This window comes from Streptomyces sp. NPDC093252 (assembly GCF_040683675.1).
In the GTDB taxonomy this organism is placed as follows: Bacteria; Actinomycetota; Actinomycetes; order Streptomycetales; family Streptomycetaceae; genus Streptomyces.
The window spans coordinates 19,070-34,903 of sequence record NZ_JBFBEM010000026.1 but is presented as its reverse complement, the minus strand read 5'-3'; the positions used below and the strand labels follow the sequence as shown (position 1 = coordinate 34,903).

The following is a 15,834-nucleotide window of genomic DNA, read 5'->3' as shown; positions in this document are numbered from 1 at the left end:
TGATGACTGATGACCGGCGATTGACGACCGGCGATGGATGACCGGTGACCGGTGCCCGCCGGAAACGGCGATGGGCCGCGCCCCTCTCGGGAACGCGGCCCATCCTCGTTCGACTGTGAATGCTGTGGAATGCGGTGGAATGCGGTGAATGCCGCGGATCCGGTGACCGTCGGCTAGCGGACCTCCGTGATCTCCGGTCCGCGCTGGAGCTGGCCCATGCCGCCGGAGAAGCGGGAACCGGCCTGGTCCTCCTGCTGCACGCCCTCGGGGACCATCTGGGCGTCGTTGGGCAGCTTCAGGACGATCGGGTCGCGGGGCGCCATCGGGCCCTCGCCGCGCACCACCACCGTGTCCCGGAAGATCTGCTCCAGGAGCCCGGCGGCCTGCGGCTGCACCGCGCCCTGCCCGGAGATCACTCCGCGCAGGAACCAGCGGGGGCCGTCCACACCGACGAACCGGACCACCTGGAAGCCGCCCGTGCCGTCCGGGAGCTGCACCGGCACCTGGGCCCGCAGCTCCCAGCCCAGCGGCCCCTCGACCTCGTCGACGATGCCGCCCTGCTGGGTGATGCCGGTGGCGATCTCCTCGCGCACCTCGCCCCAGATGCCCTCGCGCTTCGGCGCGGCGAACGCCTGGAGCTGGACCGCGCTGTCACGCAGGACGACCGTGGCCGCGACGATCGCGTCACCGGCGACCTCGACCCGCAGCTCCATGCCGTCCACACCCGGGACGAAGATGCCGCCCAGGTCGACCCGGCCCTCGGCCGGCTCGGTCACCTCGGTGCTGTCCCAGGGCCCGTCGGGCCGGGGCTCGGGCTCCAGGCGTACGCGCTCGCGCCCGCCCTCGCCGCCGCCGTCCGCTGCGTCGTCCGCCTCAGTGCCGACACTGTCGACGACCTGCTCGGCCTCGCCGGCCGCGTCCTCGGCGGCATCCTTCTTCTTGCGACGTCCGAACACGTCACTGTCCTTCCCGGTCGGATACGACCGATGCGTATCGATTCCCACCCGTCGTGCCGCCCGCGGCGGCATGACCGTTTGTGCCGCTTGTTGTGTCGCTTGTTGTACCGTTTGCTGTGCCGCTGACCGTCCCGTCGGCGGCACCGGTCGTGCCCACGGCGGCATGGCCTCCGGTGGACCCGAAGCCCCCCGCGGCCCGCGCCGAGCCGGGAAGTTCCGCCACCTCCTGGAAGCGGACCCTCTCGACCTGCTGGACAACCAGTTGGGCAATCCGGTCGTAGCGCTCGAACCGCACGCGGTCGCGCGGGTCGAGATTCACCACGATCACCTTGATCTCCCCACGGTACCCGGCATCAACCGTCCCCGGGGCATTCACGAGGGCGACGCCGCAGCGGGCGGCGAGCCCGGACCGGGGGTGCACGAAGGCCGCGTACCCCTCCGGGAGCGCCACGGACACCCCGGTGGGCAGAACGACCCGCTCCCCCGGCTTCAGCTCGCACGCCTCGGTGGTCCGCAGATCGGCCCCGGCGTCCCCGGGATGCGCGTACGCGGGCAGCGGTACGCCGGGGTCGACACGGCGGACGAGAACGCCGAGCGGTTCGCGGCTCACGGGTTCACCTCGAAGGCGCGGGCACGCCGGATCTGGTCGGGATCGTTCATGGCGGCCCGGATCTCCTCCTGGCGGCCGTTGTCGACGAAGTGGTCCACCTTGACCTCGATGAAGAGGGCGTCCGCGCGGACCGCGAGGGGCCCGTCGGGGCCGCCGATCCGGCCGGTGGCCGTGGAGTAGATCTTCCGCCCGGCCACCGCGACGACCTCGGCCGCCAGATGCAGGGTGGTGCCGACCGGGACCGGCCGGACGAAGTCCGTCTCCAGCCGCCCGGTGACGGCGATGACCCGCAGCAGCCAGTTCAGCGAGCCGAGGGTCTCGTCCAGGGCGGCGGCCAGTACCCCGCCGTGGGCGAGGCCGGGGGCGCCCTGGTGGGCGGCCTGGACGGTGAACTCGGCGGTGATCGACACGCCCTCACCGGCACGGGCCGCCAGATGCAGTCCGTGCGCCTGTTCGCCACCGCAGCCGAAGCACTGGCCATAGTGCGATCCCAGCAGCTCACCGGGTGCGGGAGCGTCGGGATGCCGGACCGGCGGCACGGCGTCGGCCGGGGGCTTCGGGCTCGGGGAAGTACCACTCACAGCCGCAGACCTTACCCGCCCGCACTGTGACCTACGGCTCTCCCTCCCACGGTCCCTCCACCCGGCTTCCCCCATGGCCTCCCACCCGGCTCGCCCCACGGCCTCTCGTACGGCTCCCCCTACGGGCTCTCGTACGGGGTTCTTGTACGGCGTCTTGTACGGCTTCGGCGACGGCCTGGGCGGGACCGCCCTGGCGACGGCCCCCCGCACCCTCCGTGCCAAGCTAGTGCGCATGGAGCAGCTCTCGGCGACCCCGTACGAAGAACGCCTCACCGCGCCCAAGACCTGGTGGGGGATCTCCCTGCTGGTCGGGATCGGTCTGGCGCTGACCCTGCTGCCGTTCGGCACCCTGCCGCTGCTGGGCGGTCTGGTCGGCGGCACCGCCGTGGCGGCCGTCGCGGGCAGCTCGTACGGCTCGGTGCGGATCCGGGTGGTCGGCGGCGCGCTGGTCGCCGGGGAGGCGAAGATCCCGGTGACGGCGCTCGGCGAGGCGCACGTGCTGGACCGCGAGGAGGCCGCCGCCTGGCGGACCCACAAGGCGGACGTCCGCGCCTTCATGCTGCTGCGGGCCTACATCCCGACCGCGGTGCGCATCGAGGTCACCGACCCGGAGGACCCCACTCCGTATCTGTATCTGTCGACCCGCCACCCGGAAGAGCTGATCGAGGCGGTACGCGGGGCACGCGCGGCGGTCGCCTGAGGGACGGGGCCGCCCGGCGGGCTGCGTTTTGCCCGGTGGGGCGGGGAGCCTGGGGGCGGAAGTCATCTGCGGGGCCACCGTCGCTCGGCAGGTCGCGGTCGTTCGGCGGGGCGCGATCGCTCGGCGGGGCACGGCTGTTTGGCGGGGCGCAGTCGCCTGAAGGGCCGGAGAGGCTTGGCGGTCAGCGATCACGAGGCAGTGGGCAGGCCCTTGACGGTGGCGCGGGCCCTTGACGGTGGGCGGGGGCCTGGTGGGTCGAAGTCGCCCGAGGGGCCGCGGTCGCTCAGCGGCTCGCGGCCCTTTTGGCGGGCTGCGACTGTCGCGCGTGCCCCAGTCGCCCAGAGGGCTGTGGCCGCTGGGCAGTCAGCGGTCACCCGGCAGGCACCTGACGGATCGCGAGTCATTGACGGTGGGCGGACGCCCGGCGCGCCGTGGTCGCTGGGCGGTCGGCGCTCGTCTGGCGATGGGCGGCCCGCTTCTGCGGCGGATGCTCCTCCGACAGTGGGCGGCCCGCTTCTCCGGCGGACGCTCCTTCGACGGTGGACGGCCGCTCCGCGGCGGGCGCTCGGCGACGAGCGGGGCTCCGGCGGTCAGCGGGCGCCGGGGGCGCCGGAGGCTTCCCCCGGACCTTCGGGGGCTCCCCCAGGGGTTTGCCCGGAGGACTTCCCGGAGGGCGCCCCGGAGGACTCCCCGAGCGCCTCGCGCAGCGGCAGGGGCAGCGGCTCGGCCGGCTGCTCCAGCGTCGGCAGCTCGGTGAGCTGCTCCCAGGGGATCTGCATGCCGTGCAGATCGGCGCGGATGCGGTGGGCGAGCTTCTTGGTGTCGCGGCGGTTCATGACCGCGCCGACGGCGGCGCCGACCATGAACGGCATCAGGTTCGGCATGTTGCGCACCATGCGCTTCATGATCTGCTGGCGCAGCTCGCGCTTCATCTGGCCACCCAGGGCGGCGTTGACCGACGCGGGTTTCATCACGTCGATACCGCGCTCGCCGGACCAGGAGCGCAAGTAGGCCGTACTGCGGTCCTTGAGGGTGCCGGGCGGTCTGAGGCCGTACACCTCGTGCAGCTCGGCGATCAGCTTCAGCTCGATCGCGGCGACCCCGGTCACCTCGGCCGCCAGCTCCGTGGGCATCGCGGGCGGTACCGGCATCATCGCGGCGGCGCCGACTCCCGCTCCGACGGTCGCCGAGGCGTTGGCGGCACCGGCCACCAGCTTGTCGGCGATCTGCTCCGGCCCGAGCCCGGGGAACTGCCGGCGCAGGGTCGCCAGATCCCGTACGGGGATCCGCGGTGCCAGATCGATCAGCCGGTCGGCGAGAAAGGCCAGGGACGCCCTGGCCCGGTTGCCGCCCTTGCGGGCGCCTTCCACGGCCAGGTCCCTGGCCCGGTCCCTGATGACCGCCACCCGGCGACGGGCGACGGGCGCGGGCCCTTCCAGCGGCAGAGGCCCTTCCAGCGGCAGGAGCCCCGCCGACGGTGCCGGGAGGTCGGCCCCGGCCGCCGGTTCGAGCGAGGCCGAGCCAGGGCCGGGTTCCGTACCGGAATCAGCCGTGGAAGGGCCTCGCTCGTCGTCACGCACGCCGTACGGACCGTCCTGGGACGGTCCCGAGTCCGCCTTCCGTCCTGGAAAGCGGCGCTTCCAGGGGGAGGTCGAGCCAGTCATGCCCGACCCCTCCTCAGTCGCAGTCGCGGCAGATCGGCTGGCCGTTCTTCTCGCGGGCCAGTTGGCTGCGGTGGTGGACCAGGAAGCAGCTCATGCAGGTGAACTCGTCCTGCTGCTTGGGCAGCACCCGGACGGCCAGCTCCTCATTGGAGAGGTCTGCTCCGGGCAGCTCCAGGCCCTCCGCGGCCTCGAACTCATCGACGTCGACGGCCGAGGCGGACTTGTCGTTCCGCCGGGCCTTCAGCTCTTCGAGGCTGTCCGAGTCGACGTCGTCGTCGGTCTTGCGTGGGGTGTCGTAATCGGTTGCCATGTTCGCTCTCCCCCTCCGGGTGTCTGCGGTGTCTCCAGCGCACGTAACGCGTGAGAGGCCGGACTTGTGCCCGACCCGAGGCGGAGATTTTGCCTCACATCAAGGTCTGTTACTCAATCGACACCCAACCGGACTCCTCAAGAGTGATCGGCTGGGATGGCGATGGGGACCGTACACGGTCCGCGTAGTGCACTCCAAAGGCGTCCCACCGTGTACTTCCCGTGATCAAGCCCCTGGAAAACCAGGACTTTCCCGGCCTAGCCTTGGCCGAAACAATTACGGAGAGTATATGGCCGGAAATTCGCCCCTGTGATCGATCACACAATGGTCTACTCCGCTCGCGGCTCAAAAATTCAGCGCAAAGCGAACAACCCCGCGTGTGTCATCACTCAGGCCCGTCATGATCTCAGACGGGCAGGGTCACTCTCATCACCAGCCCACCCCCTTCACGGGGCTGCGCGGCGATGTGCCCGCCGTGCGCCCGCGCCACCGACCGGGCGATGGAGAGGCCGAGGCCCACGCCCTTGTCGCTGCCCGTGCGCTCGGTCCGCAGCCGCCGGAACGGCTCGAAGAGATTGTCGATCTCGTACGCCGGCACCACCGGCCCGGAGTTCGCGACCACCAGCACCGCGTGCCCGTGCTGCATCCCCGTGGTCACCTCGACCCAGCCCCCGTCCGGAATGTTGTACCGGACGGCGTTCTGTACGAGGTTCAGCGCGATCCGCTCCAGCAGGACGCCGTTGCCCTGAACCACCGCCGCCTCCCGCGTGCCGCGGATCGCCACGCCCTTGGCCTCCGCCTCGGCGTGCACCTGGTCGATGGCCTGCCCGGCCACCTCGGCGATGTCCACGGGCTTGCGCTCGACGATCTGGTTGTCGCTGCGGGCGAGCAGCAGCAGGCCCTCCACGAGCTGCTCGCTGCGCTCGTTGGTGGCCAGCAGGGTCTTGCCGAGCTGCTGGAGCTCGACCGGGGCGTGGGGGTCGGAGAGATGGACCTCCAGGAGCGTGCGGTTGATCGCCAGGGGCGTGCGCAGCTCGTGGGAGGCGTTGCCGACGAAGCGCTGCTGGGCCGTGAAGGCGCGCTGGAGGCGCTCCAGCATGTCGTCGAAGGTGTCCGACAGCTCCTTCAGCTCGTCGTCCGGGCCGTCCAGCTCGATCCGCCGGGACAGGTCCGAACCGGCGACCGCGCGGGCGGTGCGGGTGATCCGGCCGAGCGGCGAGAGGACCCGGCCGGCCATCGCGTAGCCGAAGGCGAAGGCGATCACGGCGAGGCCGAGCAGGGCCAGCAGGGAGCGGCTGAGCAGATTGTCCAGGGCGTGCTGACGCTGCTGGTTGACGCAGGCGTTCATGGCGTCGTTGAACTCGCTCGCCTGGCCCGACTCCGGGAAGTTGCAGATCCCGCTGGAGATCTTGCCCTCGACGATCCGGAAGGGCAGCTCACTGCCCACATTGAGCGCCTGCGCGGCCAGCAGGTAGATGATCGACAGCAACAGGATGCCGGCGATCAGGAACATCCCCCCGTACAGCAGCGTGAGCCGTATCCGGATGGTGGGGCGCAGCCAGGGCACGGGCGGCACCGGCCTGCGGGGGTCCCAGGTGGGTTTCGGGGGCGCCTGGGGAGGCGCGGGTGTGGCGGCCACGCTGGATCAGATCCGGTATCCGGAGCCGGGCACGGTCACGATCACGGGGGGCTCGCCCAGCTTGCGGCGCAGGGTCATCACTGTGACGCGGACCACATTGGTGAAGGGGTCCGTGTTCTCGTCCCAGGCCTTTTCCAGCAACTGCTCCGCCGAGACCACCGCCCCCTCGCTGCGCATCAGCACCTCCAGCACCGCGAACTCCTTCGGCGCGAGCTGGATCTCCCGGCCGTCCCGGAAGACCTCGCGGCGGTTGGGGTCCAGCTTGATGCCGGCCCGCTCCAGGACGGGCGGCAGCGGCACGCTGGTACGCCGGCCCAGCGCGCGCACGCGCGCGATCAGCTCGCTGAAGGCGAACGGCTTGGGGAGGTAGTCGTCGGCGCCGATCTCCAGGCCCTCCACCCGGTCGCTGACATCGCCGGACGCCGTCAGCATCAGCACGCGGGTGGGCATGCCCAGCTCGACGATCTTGCGGCAGACGTCGTCGCCGTGCACCAGAGGCAGGTCGCGGTCGAGGACGACCACGTCGTAGTCGTTGACGCCGATGCGCTCCAGGGCAGCCGCACCGTCGTACACGACGTCGACGGCCATGGCCTCCCGGCGCAGTCCGGTGGCCACCGCATCGGCGAGCAGTTGCTCGTCCTCGACGACGAGTACGCGCACGTCGCTAGTCCTTCCTGTGTCCGCCCGGCTGCGCGAGGGCGCGGCCGGGCAGGGGTCGCTGGGGAGTGTTGACCTCCATCCTGCCCTTTTCGGTCGTAAGTCGGCGGTAAGCCGGTGTCACGGCCGTCCCACGGGGGCCTCTGGCGTGATCGGGCACCGCGACGGAAGGATCTCCGCCGGGCCCGGGGAATGCCGGATTTTCTGTTCCGGTTGAGGTTTCCGCGGAAGGGAGCGGGGGGAGGACGGCTTTACACCCCGCGATCACGCTCTGCACGCACCGTCGTATCCGTCGGTGCTCCGCGATCCGCTTGCCGCAGAGTGGGCGTGGGTGTCCGGCACCGTCGCCGCCCGGCACGGCAGCGCCGGGCACCCGCATCGGCGTGATCGCCCCTTCCGATCGGCACACCCCCGTGCCACCGACCCACGACCCAGGACGAGGGGGCGCAGCATGGACGCATTCACCGCAGGGCTTTTGCAGCGCATAAGGGCTACCGAGTCCGACCTGACGCGGGCGCAGGACGAGGGCGACGACTTCCTCGTCGAGGTCGAGCAGAGCGAGCTCGACGACCTGCGCCGCCTCGCCGCCGAGCATGGTGTGGAGGTCGGCGCGACCAGCGTCTGACCGGCGAGATCGAGGAGAGAGCAGCACGAGGAAGCCCCCGGCGGTCCAGGGCCGGGGGCTTTGTCGTGGGGTGATTCGGGAGGGGGCCCGGGGCGTCCGGTGTGGGGGTGAGGGTGGAGGGCTTGGCGTGGGGCGGCGTGCCGGGTGGCTCGGTGGGAGTCGTGCCGGGTGGCTCGGTCCAGCGGCGCGGGCAGCCCGGTGTCGGGCGCGGCGGGTGACACGGGGTGAAGCGTGCGAGGCGGGCCGCCTGTGCCGGTGCCGGTCGTGCGAGGCAGCTCGGTGCGGCGCGCCGGGTGGTCCTGTGGGGGGCATGCGGGGGCTGAGCCCGGGGCGGGCGGGACGGTCGGTTCTTGCGTGGCAGTGGGTTCGGCGCGAGGCGTGGGGCGGTCCCGGTGTGCGTCGCGCGGGGTGGCTCGGTTCAACCCGCTCGGGTGGGCCGGCGTCTGTGGAGCCGAGCGGGTCGGCGGGCGTCGTGCCGGGCGCTCGGTCTGCGGCGGGTGAGGCGCCGATCCCGGCCGGTGTGAGGCGTGCGAGGTGGTCCGTTCAGTCGCGCCGGACGGCACGGTGCCGGGTTCACCTGGTGACCCGGTGTGACGCATGCCGGGCGACTCGGTCTGAACCCGTGCGGGTCGGCGGTCCGGTATCAGCCGCGCAAGGTCGCCCGGCCCGAGTCCTGTCGGCCGGTCACCCGACCTGGCGTCGGTCGAGTTGCCCGGCCCGGCCCGGCGGGCTGCCCGGAGGCGGTCGAGCTACCCCGCTCGGCCCGACGCGATGCCCTGCGGCTCGTCGCCGGTCGTGCCGGGCAGGGCGGTGTGCGTCGTGCCGGACGGCTTCGCCTCAGCCGCTCCAGGCGGCCCCATCTCGTCCGGTCGTTCCGGGCGAGCCCGCGTGAGGCGTGCCCGGTGGCTCCGCCCGGGCCGTACTCGGTGCCCCGTCACCCGCGCCAGGGCTGCCCGGCTGCGCCGCGCCGGACAGATCGGCGTCGGTCCCGTCGCCCCGCCCCGCGGGACGCCACGCCGCGCCCAGCAGCTCGGCGCCCGGTCGTGCCGGACAACCCCTCAGTCGTGCCACGCCCCGAAGTCCTCCAGCAGGCGTTGGAGGGGCTCGAAGACGCCCGGTGTGCCTGCCACCGTCAGGTCGCGTGCGGGGCGCTCTCCGGGGCGTCCACCGGTCAGGGCGCCCGCCTCCCGGGCGATCAGGTCACCCGCGGCCACGTCCCACGCGTTGAGGCCGCGCTCGTAGTAGCCGTCGAGCCGACCGCAGGCCAGGTCGCAGAGGTCGACGGCGGCCGAGCCGCCCCGGCGGATGTCCCGCAGCAGGGGGATGAGCCGGGCGGCGACCTCGGCCTGGTGGGCGCGGACCTCGGCCACGTAGTTGAAGCCCGTGGAGACCAGGGCCTGGTCCAGCGGCGGAGCCGGGCGGCAGGCGAGGCGGCGCTCGCCCTCCCAGGCGCCCGTGGCATGGGCGCCCGCGCCGCGCACGGCGTGGAAGGTCTCACCGCGCATCGGGACGGCGACGACCCCGGCGACCGTCTCGCCGTCCTGCTCGGCGGCGATGGAGACCGACCAGGTGGGCAGGCCGTAGAGGTAGTTGACCGTGCCGTCGAGGGGGTCGATGATCCAGCGGATGCCACTGGTACCAGCGGTGGAGGTGCCCTCCTCGCCGAGGAAGCCGTCGTCGGGGCGGGCCTCGGAGATCAGGCCGGTGATCAGCTTCTCCGCGGCGATGTCCATCTCGGTCACCACGTCGATCGGGCTGGACTTGGTGGCGGCGACGGCCAGGTCCGCGGGGCGGCCGTCACGCAGCAGGGCACCCGCGCGGGCGGCGGCCCGCCGGGCGAGGGTGAGCAGCTCGGTGTGCAGGGGATCCGTCACGGGGGTCCTCACGCGTAGGGGCTGTCGGCGCCCGCGGCGGCGGGACGCGGGGTGCGGGCGGGGCAGCAGCCGACGGGACAGAGGTCGTGGGCGGCGCCGAGGGCACCCAGGGCGCAGCGGGTGACCGGCTCGCCGCGCTCGGTGCGGGCGCGTTCGAGGACCAGGTCGCGGATGGCGGCGGCGAAGCGGGGGTCGTCCCCGACGGTGGCGGAGCGGCGGTAGGGCAGGCCCAGTTCGGCCGCCTTGTCCTTGGCCTCGGTGTCGAGGTCGTAGAGGACCTCCATGTGGTCGGAGACGAAGCCGATGGGGGCGACGACGACGGCCGGGGCACCCGCCTTGTGCAGGTCCTCCAGGTGGTCGCAGATGTCGGGCTCCAGCCAGGGGATGTGCGGGGCGCCGGAGCGGGACTGGTAGACGAGCCGCCAGGGGCGGTCGACGCCGGTGCGCTCGCGGACGGCGTCGGCGATCACCCGGGCCACGTCCAGGTGCTGGGCGACATAGGCGCCGCCGTCGCCGTGGCCCTCCACCGGGCCGGAGGTGTCGGCCGCGGTATCCGGGATGGAGTGGGTGGAGAAGGCGAGGTGGACCCGGTCGCGGACCTCGGCGGGGAGGTCGGCCAGGGCGGCGAGCACACCGTCGGTCATGGGCTCGACGAAGCCGGGGTGGTTGAAGTACTGGCGGAGCTTGTCGACCGCGGGGAGGTCGAGTCCCTCGGCGCGGAGGGTCTCCAGGGCGTCGGCCAGGTTCTCCCGGTACTGGCGGCAGCCCGAGTACGAGGTGTAGGCGCTGGTGGTGAGGACCAGGACGCGGCGGCGGCCGTCGCGGACCAGGTCGCGCAGGGTGTCGGTCAGGTAGGGCGCCCAGTTGCGGTTGCCCCAGTAGACGGGCAGGTCCAGGCCGTGGTCGGCGAAGTCCTTGCGGAGGGCGTCGAGCAGGGCGCGATTCTGCTCGTTGATGGGGCTGACGCCGCCGAACAGGAAGTAGTGCTGCCCGACTTCCTTGAGGCGTTCTGTGGGGATGCCGCGCCCGCGGGTCACGTTCTCCAGGAACGGAACCACGTCGTCCGGTCCTTCGGGGCCGCCGAAGGAGAGCAGGAGCAGGGCGTCGTACGGGGCGGCATCGAGCACGTCTGGCATGCCGTCGATCCTGCCACCCGCCACTGACAGCCGGGGCACCGGCGGGGCGGAGTGGCGGGGTGCGGTGCGTGGACGTCGGCAGGGGTGCATTAGGGTCGGCTCACTCGTAAGCTGTATCGGCCATCTATGCGCCTGACCGCCGAGAGGTGCCGGACCGGCCGCGGCGGAGCCGCCCCCGGCCGGTCCGGCGCTCGGCCCTGTCGGCCACCCAGCCCCACCGAACCGCCGGAGACGCACGTGCCCAGCCCCTACCGCGCCCTGTTCGCCGTCCCCGGCACCAAGGCGTTCGCCGCGGCCGGGTTCCTCGGCCGGATGCCGCTGTCGATGATGGGCATCGGCGTGGTGACCATGGTGTCGCAGCTCACCGGGCGCTACGGGCTCGCGGGCGCGCTGTCGGCGACCATCGCGCTGTCCGCGGCGGTGGCGGGCCCCCAGGTCTCCCGGCTGGTGGACCGGCACGGGCAGCGCCGGGTGCTGCGCCCGGCCACGCTGGTGGCGCTGGCGGCGGCGGCCCTGCTGCTGCTCGCGGCGCACTTCACCTGGCCGGACTGGGTGCTGTTCGTGGCCTGTGTCGGTATCGGCTGCGTGCCGAGCGTGGGCGCGATGGTCCGGGCCCGCTGGGCGGTCCTGTACCGGGGGACGCCCCAGTTGCACACCGCGTACTCGTTCGAGTCGGTGATCGACGAGGTGTGCTTCATCTTCGGGCCGATCATCTCCATCGGGCTGTCCACTGCCTGGTTCCCGGAGGCCGGGCCGCTGCTGGCCGCCTGCTTCCTCGCGGTGGGCGTGTTCTGGCTGACCTCGCAGAAGGCCACCGAGCCGGTGCCGCACCCGCGGGAGCAGCACACCGGGCGGTCGGCGCTGCGCTCCCCCGGCCTCCAGGTGCTGGTGACGGCCTTCGTGGCGACCGGCACGATCTTCGGCGCGGTGGACGTGGTCACCGTGGCCTTCGCCGAGGAGCAGGGCCACAAGGCGGCGGCCAGCCTGGTCCTCGCGGTGTACGCGGCCGGCTCGTGCCTGGCGGGCATCGCCTTCGGCCTGGTGCACTTCAAGGGCGCACCGGAACCCCGCTGGCTGCTGGGCGTCTGCGGGATGGCCGTGAGTATGATCCCCCTCCTACTGGTCGGGAACCTGCCGTTTCTGGCCGTGGCGCTGTTCCTCGCGGGTCTGTCCATCGCTCCGACGATGATCACGACGATGTCCCTCATCGAGCAGCACGTACCACGCGCGCAGCTCACCGAGGGCATGACCTGGACCAGTACGGGACTGGCGGTGGGCGTCGCCCTCGGTGCCTCCGCGGGCGGCTGGGTGATCGACACCTCCGGGGCGCGCGCCGGGTACGTGGTTCCGGCGGTGGCCGGGGCCGTCGCGGTCGCGGTCGGTTTCCTCGGTTACCGCCGGCTCAAGCGGCCGGCTCCGGGTCGGGGAGGGTCCGTTGAGCAGCACAACGAGCCGCAGGAGCGGCACGTGGCGTAACTGGGGCGGCAATGTGGTCGCCCGTCCCGCGCGGGAGGTCACCCCTGCCTCGGTCGAGGAACTGGTCGCCGCGGTGCGGGCGGCGGCCGAGGACGGGCTGACGGTGAAGGCGGCCGGCAGCGGCCACTCCTTCACCGCGATAGCGGCCACCGAGGGTGTGTTGATCCGCCCTCAACTGTTGACCGGTATCCGCAGCATTGACCGTGCGGCCGGGACGGTCACGGTGGAGGCCGGTACACCGCTCAAGAGACTCAACCTGGCCCTGGCCCGCGAGGGTCTGTCGCTGACCAACATGGGCGACATCATGGAGCAGACGGTCTCCGGCGCCACGGGCACCGGCACCCATGGCACCGGCCGCGAGTCGGCCTCCATGGCCGCCCAGATCACCGCCCTGGAGCTGGTCACGGCCGACGGCTCCGTCCTGACCTGCTCGGTCCGGGAGAACGCCGATGTCTTCGCCGCCGCGCGGATCGGGCTCGGCGCCCTGGGCGTGGTCACCGCGATCACCTTCGCCGTGGAGCCGATCTTCCTGCTCACCGCGCGCGAGGAACCGATGCCCCTCACGCGCGTGCTCGGCGAGTTCGACCAGTTGTGGGCCGAGAACGAGCACTTCGAGTTCTACTGGTTCCCGCACACCACCAGCACCAACACCAAGCGCAACAACCGCAGCGCCGGCCCCGGGCAGCCGGTTGGCCGCCTCGCGGGCTGGTTCGAGGACGAGTTCCTCTCCAACGGCGTCTTCCAGGCCGCCCAGTGGGTCGGCCGCGCGGTGCCCCCGACGGTGCCGGCCATCGCCAAGGTGTCCAGCAGGGCCCTCTCCGCCCGCAGCTACACCGACATCCCCTACAAGGTCTACACCTCCCCCCGCCGCGTCCGTTTCGTGGAGATGGAGTACGCGGTTCCGCGCGCGGCGGTGGTCGATGTCCTGGGCGAGCTGAAGCGGTTGGTGGACCGCTCCGGGCTGCGGGTGAGCTTCCCTGTGGAGGTGCGCACCGCCCCGGCCGACGACATCACCCTGTCGACCGCGTCCGGCCGGGACAGCGCCTATGTCGCGGTCCACATGTTCCGGGGGACGCCCTATCAGGCGTACTTCACCGCCGCGGAGCGGATCTTCACCGCCCATGAGGGGCGCCCGCACTGGGGCAAGATCCACACCCGTGACGCGGAGTACCTCGCGGGCGTCTATCCCCGGTTCAGAGAGTTCACGGCGTTGCGGGACCGCCTCGACCCGGAGCGCCGGTTCCAGAACGACCATCTGCGGAGGGTGCTGGGGGCGTAGCGGGCGCACTGGGGGCGGTGGGGTCGGGGGTGCCCGTTCCGCTGCCGGGGGTGCCGCCGGGGCTCTCCGTGCCGTCCGGCGCGCCCGAGCCGGGCGGCGGGCTCGTGCCGGGGCCGTTCTCCGGGGCGCTCGGCGTGGGGGCGGGGGTGCCGTCGTCGGGGGCGGCGGGGTCGCCGCTCGTACCGGGCGCGGGGGTGGTCGTACCGGAGTCGTCGCCCGGGGCGGGATCGCCGGGGTCGGTGGAGGACGTGGTTCCGCCGGTGAAGGCGTCGCCGACCGTGGTGCCGCCTCCGCCGCTGAAGTTCTCGCCGGAGGTCATCTCGTAGGCGGTGATCCCGGCCATGGTGACGCCGAAGACCAGGGCCGCCGCGAGGAGCGGGCGCTTCCAGGTGCGCCGGGCGCGGGCCCGCGCCCGGTAGACGGTTCCCTCGGTGAACGCGCCGGGTGCCGGGGGTTCCCGGCGCGGGGGGTCCGGCACGGGGGCGGGGGGCGCGGTCGGCGCCGCGTCCCCGAACTGTTCGCCGGTGCGGGTGAAGAAGTGCTGGAAGACCGAGCCCCCGCAGGTGGCGACGACACTGACCAGACCGGCGCCCAGGATGGTGCCGTAGACACCGAAGGACGAGGCGAGTTTCGCGGCGAGCACCGCGGCGATGGCGCTGCCCGCGACCTGGGGCACGCTGAGGTCGAGGCGCCTCTTCCTCACGCCCTCCCCGCTGTCCGGTTCCTGCACGACTTCGGGCCTTTCACGCATTCCTGGATCTTGCCTGCCTTTCCCGTACCTGGTCGGTCAGTTGTACGAGTGGGGGACGACCCGGCAAAACGGATAGTTCCGCTTCCGGGGTTTCCGTGAAGTTCGCCACTTTCATGATCACCACAACCGCCGCACCACCGGGACGCGGCACCCCTTGCGGGAAGTTGAGCGGCGTGCCCACCCGCGCACATGGTCCAAATGGAGTACTGTTGCGAGCCCTGGGCCCGGCCTCCCTTCGGGGTGTCCGGGACCGGGAAGAACCGCCGGGAGGGGGCTTGTTGCACAGGGTGACGGAGTTAGTCACTTAGCGTTGCGAATAGGTAACCGTGCCATAACGGCGGCCCAGGGCCCGTGCCCGACACGCCGGGCAACTCGGCAAGGTTGTGGCAGGCTGCACCCGGGCAGGCCACACTCGACTAGCGGAAGCAGCGACGCAGGTGACGTCGGCAGGCACCACCCGGGAGGTCCCCATGCCCGAACTGCGTGTCGTGGCCGTCTCCAATGACGGCACACGGCTGATCCTCAAGGCTGCCGACGCAACGGAGTACACCCTTCCGATCGACGAGCGGCTGCGGGCCGCCGTGCGCGGCGACCGCCCCCGTCTCGGCCAGATCGAGATCGAGGTCGAGAGCCACCTCCGCCCCCGCGACATCCAGGCGCGTATACGGGCCGGCGCGACCGCGGAAGAGGTCGCGCAGATGGCAGGCATCCCCGTCGACCGCGTCCGGCGCTTCGAGGGTCCCGTACTGGCCGAGCGCGCCTTCATGGCCGAGCGCGCCCGCAAGACCCCCGTCCGCCGCCCCGGGGAGAACTCCGGGCCGCCCCTCGGCGAGGCCGTGCAGGAGCGACTGGTGCTGCGCGGCGCCGAGAAGGACACCGTCCAGTGGGACTCCTGGCGCCGGGACGACGGCACCTGGGAGGTGCTGCTGGTCTACCGGGTCGCGGGCGAGCCCCACGCGGCGAGCTGGACCTACGATCCGCCGCGCCGCCTGGTCCAGGCCGTCGACGACGAGGCCCGCGCGCTGATCGGCGAGTCCGACGACCTCGGCACCCCCGAGCCCAGCTTCCCGTTCGTGCCCCGCATCGCGCGGCTGCCGCGGGACCGCCCGCTGGACCGGTCCGCCGACCGGGAGCGCCCGAGCCTGCCCCCGGTACCCGTCCCCGAGCCCCTGGACGAGCCGGTCGCCGAACGGGACTCCCTGACCAGCCTGCTGGAGGCCGTACCCAGCTTCCGCGGCGATCTGGTGGTCCCCGAGCGGCCGTCCGATCCCGCGCCCGAGGAGCCCGCCGTCCAGCCGGAGCCCGAAGAGCCCCCGGCGCCCGCCGCGTCGGCCGGGTCCGCCTACGCCGATGTCCTCATGCCACGCTCGGTGGGCAGCCACCGCGACCGGCTGGTCGGCGCGACCGACCGCCAGGCCGAGGCCGACGGCGTCCGCCCCGGCCGCCGGGCGGCCGTCCCGAGCTGGGACGAGATCGTGTTCGGGACGCGGCGCAAGAAGCAGGAGTAGCGGTAGGCGGGGGCAGCAGGCGCAGAGCGCCGCTCCCGGTGCGCAATCACAGCGGTGTGAGGGCCCGT

The 15,834-nt window shown here is 72.6% G+C and carries 15 protein-coding genes; 5 read left to right on the top strand and 10 right to left on the bottom strand.

All coding sequences use genetic code 11. From position 1 onward, the window contains the following. Window positions 1-173: 173 nt before the first annotated feature. From AB0O01_RS35710 to AB0O01_RS35700, 3 genes are read right to left on the bottom strand one after another with little or no spacing between them, the layout of a single operon-like run. Entirely contained in the window at window positions 174-956 is a 783-nt protein-coding gene (locus AB0O01_RS35710) for a DUF3710 domain-containing protein (protein WP_365320182.1), read from the bottom strand. A gap of 1 nt (window position 957) precedes the next feature. Continuing rightward, on the bottom strand, window positions 958-1,566 hold the full coding sequence (gene dut / locus AB0O01_RS35705; protein ID WP_365320180.1) for a dUTP diphosphatase: 609 nt from the start codon (window positions 1,564-1,566) through the stop codon (window positions 958-960). Next, window positions 1,563-2,147, bottom strand: coding sequence for a PaaI family thioesterase (locus AB0O01_RS35700; RefSeq protein ID WP_365320178.1), 585 nt, complete (start codon window positions 2,145-2,147; stop codon window positions 1,563-1,565). The genes dut and AB0O01_RS35700 overlap by 4 nt, the downstream gene beginning before the upstream one ends. 232 nt (window positions 2,148-2,379) lie before the next feature. Here AB0O01_RS35700 and AB0O01_RS35695 point away from each other — a divergent pair, with 232 nt between their 5' ends. Next, window positions 2,380-2,847: a DUF3093 domain-containing protein gene (locus AB0O01_RS35695; protein WP_365320225.1), complete on the top strand. Its 468-nt coding sequence runs from the start codon at window positions 2,380-2,382 to the stop codon at window positions 2,845-2,847. Window positions 2,848-3,437: 590 nt separating this feature from the next. Here the strand turns inward: AB0O01_RS35695 and AB0O01_RS35690 are convergent. The 4 genes from AB0O01_RS35690 to AB0O01_RS35675 form a co-directional block, all read right to left on the bottom strand. Further along, on the bottom strand, window positions 3,438-4,511 hold the full coding sequence (locus AB0O01_RS35690; protein WP_365320176.1) for a hypothetical protein: 1,074 nt from the start codon (window positions 4,509-4,511) through the stop codon (window positions 3,438-3,440). A gap of 13 nt (window positions 4,512-4,524) precedes the next feature. Continuing rightward, window positions 4,525-4,821 carry a DUF4193 domain-containing protein gene (locus tag AB0O01_RS35685; RefSeq protein ID WP_003993510.1) on the bottom strand — a complete coding sequence of 99 codons (297 nt, stop codon included), beginning with the start codon at window positions 4,819-4,821 and terminating at the stop codon, window positions 4,525-4,527. A 406-nt stretch (window positions 4,822-5,227) separates the two neighbouring features. Continuing rightward, window positions 5,228-6,460 (bottom strand): HAMP domain-containing sensor histidine kinase, encoded by a 1,233-nt coding sequence (locus AB0O01_RS35680; RefSeq protein WP_365320174.1) that lies wholly within the window; start codon window positions 6,458-6,460, stop codon window positions 5,228-5,230. Window positions 6,461-6,466: 6 nt separating this feature from the next. Then, window positions 6,467-7,120 carry a response regulator transcription factor gene (locus tag AB0O01_RS35675; protein WP_069778299.1) on the bottom strand — a complete coding sequence of 218 codons (654 nt, stop codon included), beginning with the start codon at window positions 7,118-7,120 and terminating at the stop codon, window positions 6,467-6,469. 448 nt (window positions 7,121-7,568) lie between these two features. Here AB0O01_RS35675 and AB0O01_RS35670 point away from each other — a divergent pair, with 448 nt between their 5' ends. Next, a complete protein-coding gene (locus AB0O01_RS35670; protein WP_365320172.1) occupies window positions 7,569-7,742 on the top strand; it encodes a hypothetical protein in 174 nt (57 codons plus the stop codon). 1,058 nt (window positions 7,743-8,800) lie between these two features. Here AB0O01_RS35670 and AB0O01_RS35665 read toward each other — a convergent pair. Further along, window positions 8,801-9,616 carry an inositol monophosphatase family protein gene (locus AB0O01_RS35665; RefSeq protein ID WP_365320170.1) on the bottom strand — a complete coding sequence of 272 codons (816 nt, stop codon included), beginning with the start codon at window positions 9,614-9,616 and terminating at the stop codon, window positions 8,801-8,803. Between the two features lie 8 nt (window positions 9,617-9,624). Continuing rightward, window positions 9,625-10,752 (bottom strand): ferrochelatase, encoded by a 1,128-nt coding sequence (locus AB0O01_RS35660; RefSeq protein ID WP_365320168.1) that lies wholly within the window; start codon window positions 10,750-10,752, stop codon window positions 9,625-9,627. Window positions 10,753-10,989: 237 nt separating this feature from the next. On the opposite strand from AB0O01_RS35660, the gene AB0O01_RS35655 reads away from it, so the two are divergent. After that, a complete protein-coding gene (locus AB0O01_RS35655; protein ID WP_365320166.1) occupies window positions 10,990-12,228 on the top strand; it encodes an MFS transporter in 1,239 nt (412 codons plus the stop codon). Next, window positions 12,188-13,507 carry a D-arabinono-1,4-lactone oxidase gene (locus tag AB0O01_RS35650; protein WP_365320164.1) on the top strand — a complete coding sequence of 440 codons (1,320 nt, stop codon included), beginning with the start codon at window positions 12,188-12,190 and terminating at the stop codon, window positions 13,505-13,507. Before AB0O01_RS35655 ends, AB0O01_RS35650 begins: the two co-directional genes overlap by 41 nt. On the opposite strand, the gene AB0O01_RS35645 is transcribed toward AB0O01_RS35650, so the two are convergent. Continuing rightward, window positions 13,431-14,258: a hypothetical protein gene (locus AB0O01_RS35645; RefSeq protein ID WP_365320162.1), complete on the bottom strand. Its 828-nt coding sequence runs from the start codon at window positions 14,256-14,258 to the stop codon at window positions 13,431-13,433. The genes AB0O01_RS35650 and AB0O01_RS35645 overlap by 77 nt on opposite strands. 470 nt (window positions 14,259-14,728) lie before the next feature. Between AB0O01_RS35645 and sepH the strand changes: the two genes are divergently transcribed. Continuing rightward, the gene (gene sepH, locus AB0O01_RS35640; RefSeq protein ID WP_365320160.1) at window positions 14,729-15,766 is read left to right on the top strand and encodes a septation protein SepH; all 1,038 of its coding nucleotides are present in this window, start codon (window positions 14,729-14,731) and stop codon (window positions 15,764-15,766) included. Window positions 15,767-15,834: the final 68 nt, after the last annotated feature.

Bases quoted from the DNA above. Each gene is read 5' to 3' on its own strand.
- AB0O01_RS35660 (WP_365320168.1), bottom strand. From the start codon at position 10,752: ATGCCAGACGTGCTCGATGCCGCCCCGTACGACGCCCTGCTCCTGCTC.
- AB0O01_RS35670 (WP_365320172.1), top strand. From the start codon at position 7,569: ATGGACGCATTCACCGCAGGGCTTTTGCAGCGCATAAGGGCTACCGAG.
- AB0O01_RS35645 (WP_365320162.1), bottom strand. From the start codon at position 14,258: ATGCGTGAAAGGCCCGAAGTCGTGCAGGAACCGGACAGCGGGGAGGGC.
- AB0O01_RS35685 (WP_003993510.1), bottom strand. From the start codon at position 4,821: ATGGCAACCGATTACGACACCCCACGCAAGACCGACGACGACGTCGAC.
- AB0O01_RS35690 (WP_365320176.1), bottom strand. From the start codon at position 4,511: ATGACTGGCTCGACCTCCCCCTGGAAGCGCCGCTTTCCAGGACGGAAG.
- AB0O01_RS35695 (WP_365320225.1), top strand. From the start codon at position 2,380: ATGGAGCAGCTCTCGGCGACCCCGTACGAAGAACGCCTCACCGCGCCC.
- sepH (WP_365320160.1), top strand. From the start codon at position 14,729: ATGCCCGAACTGCGTGTCGTGGCCGTCTCCAATGACGGCACACGGCTG.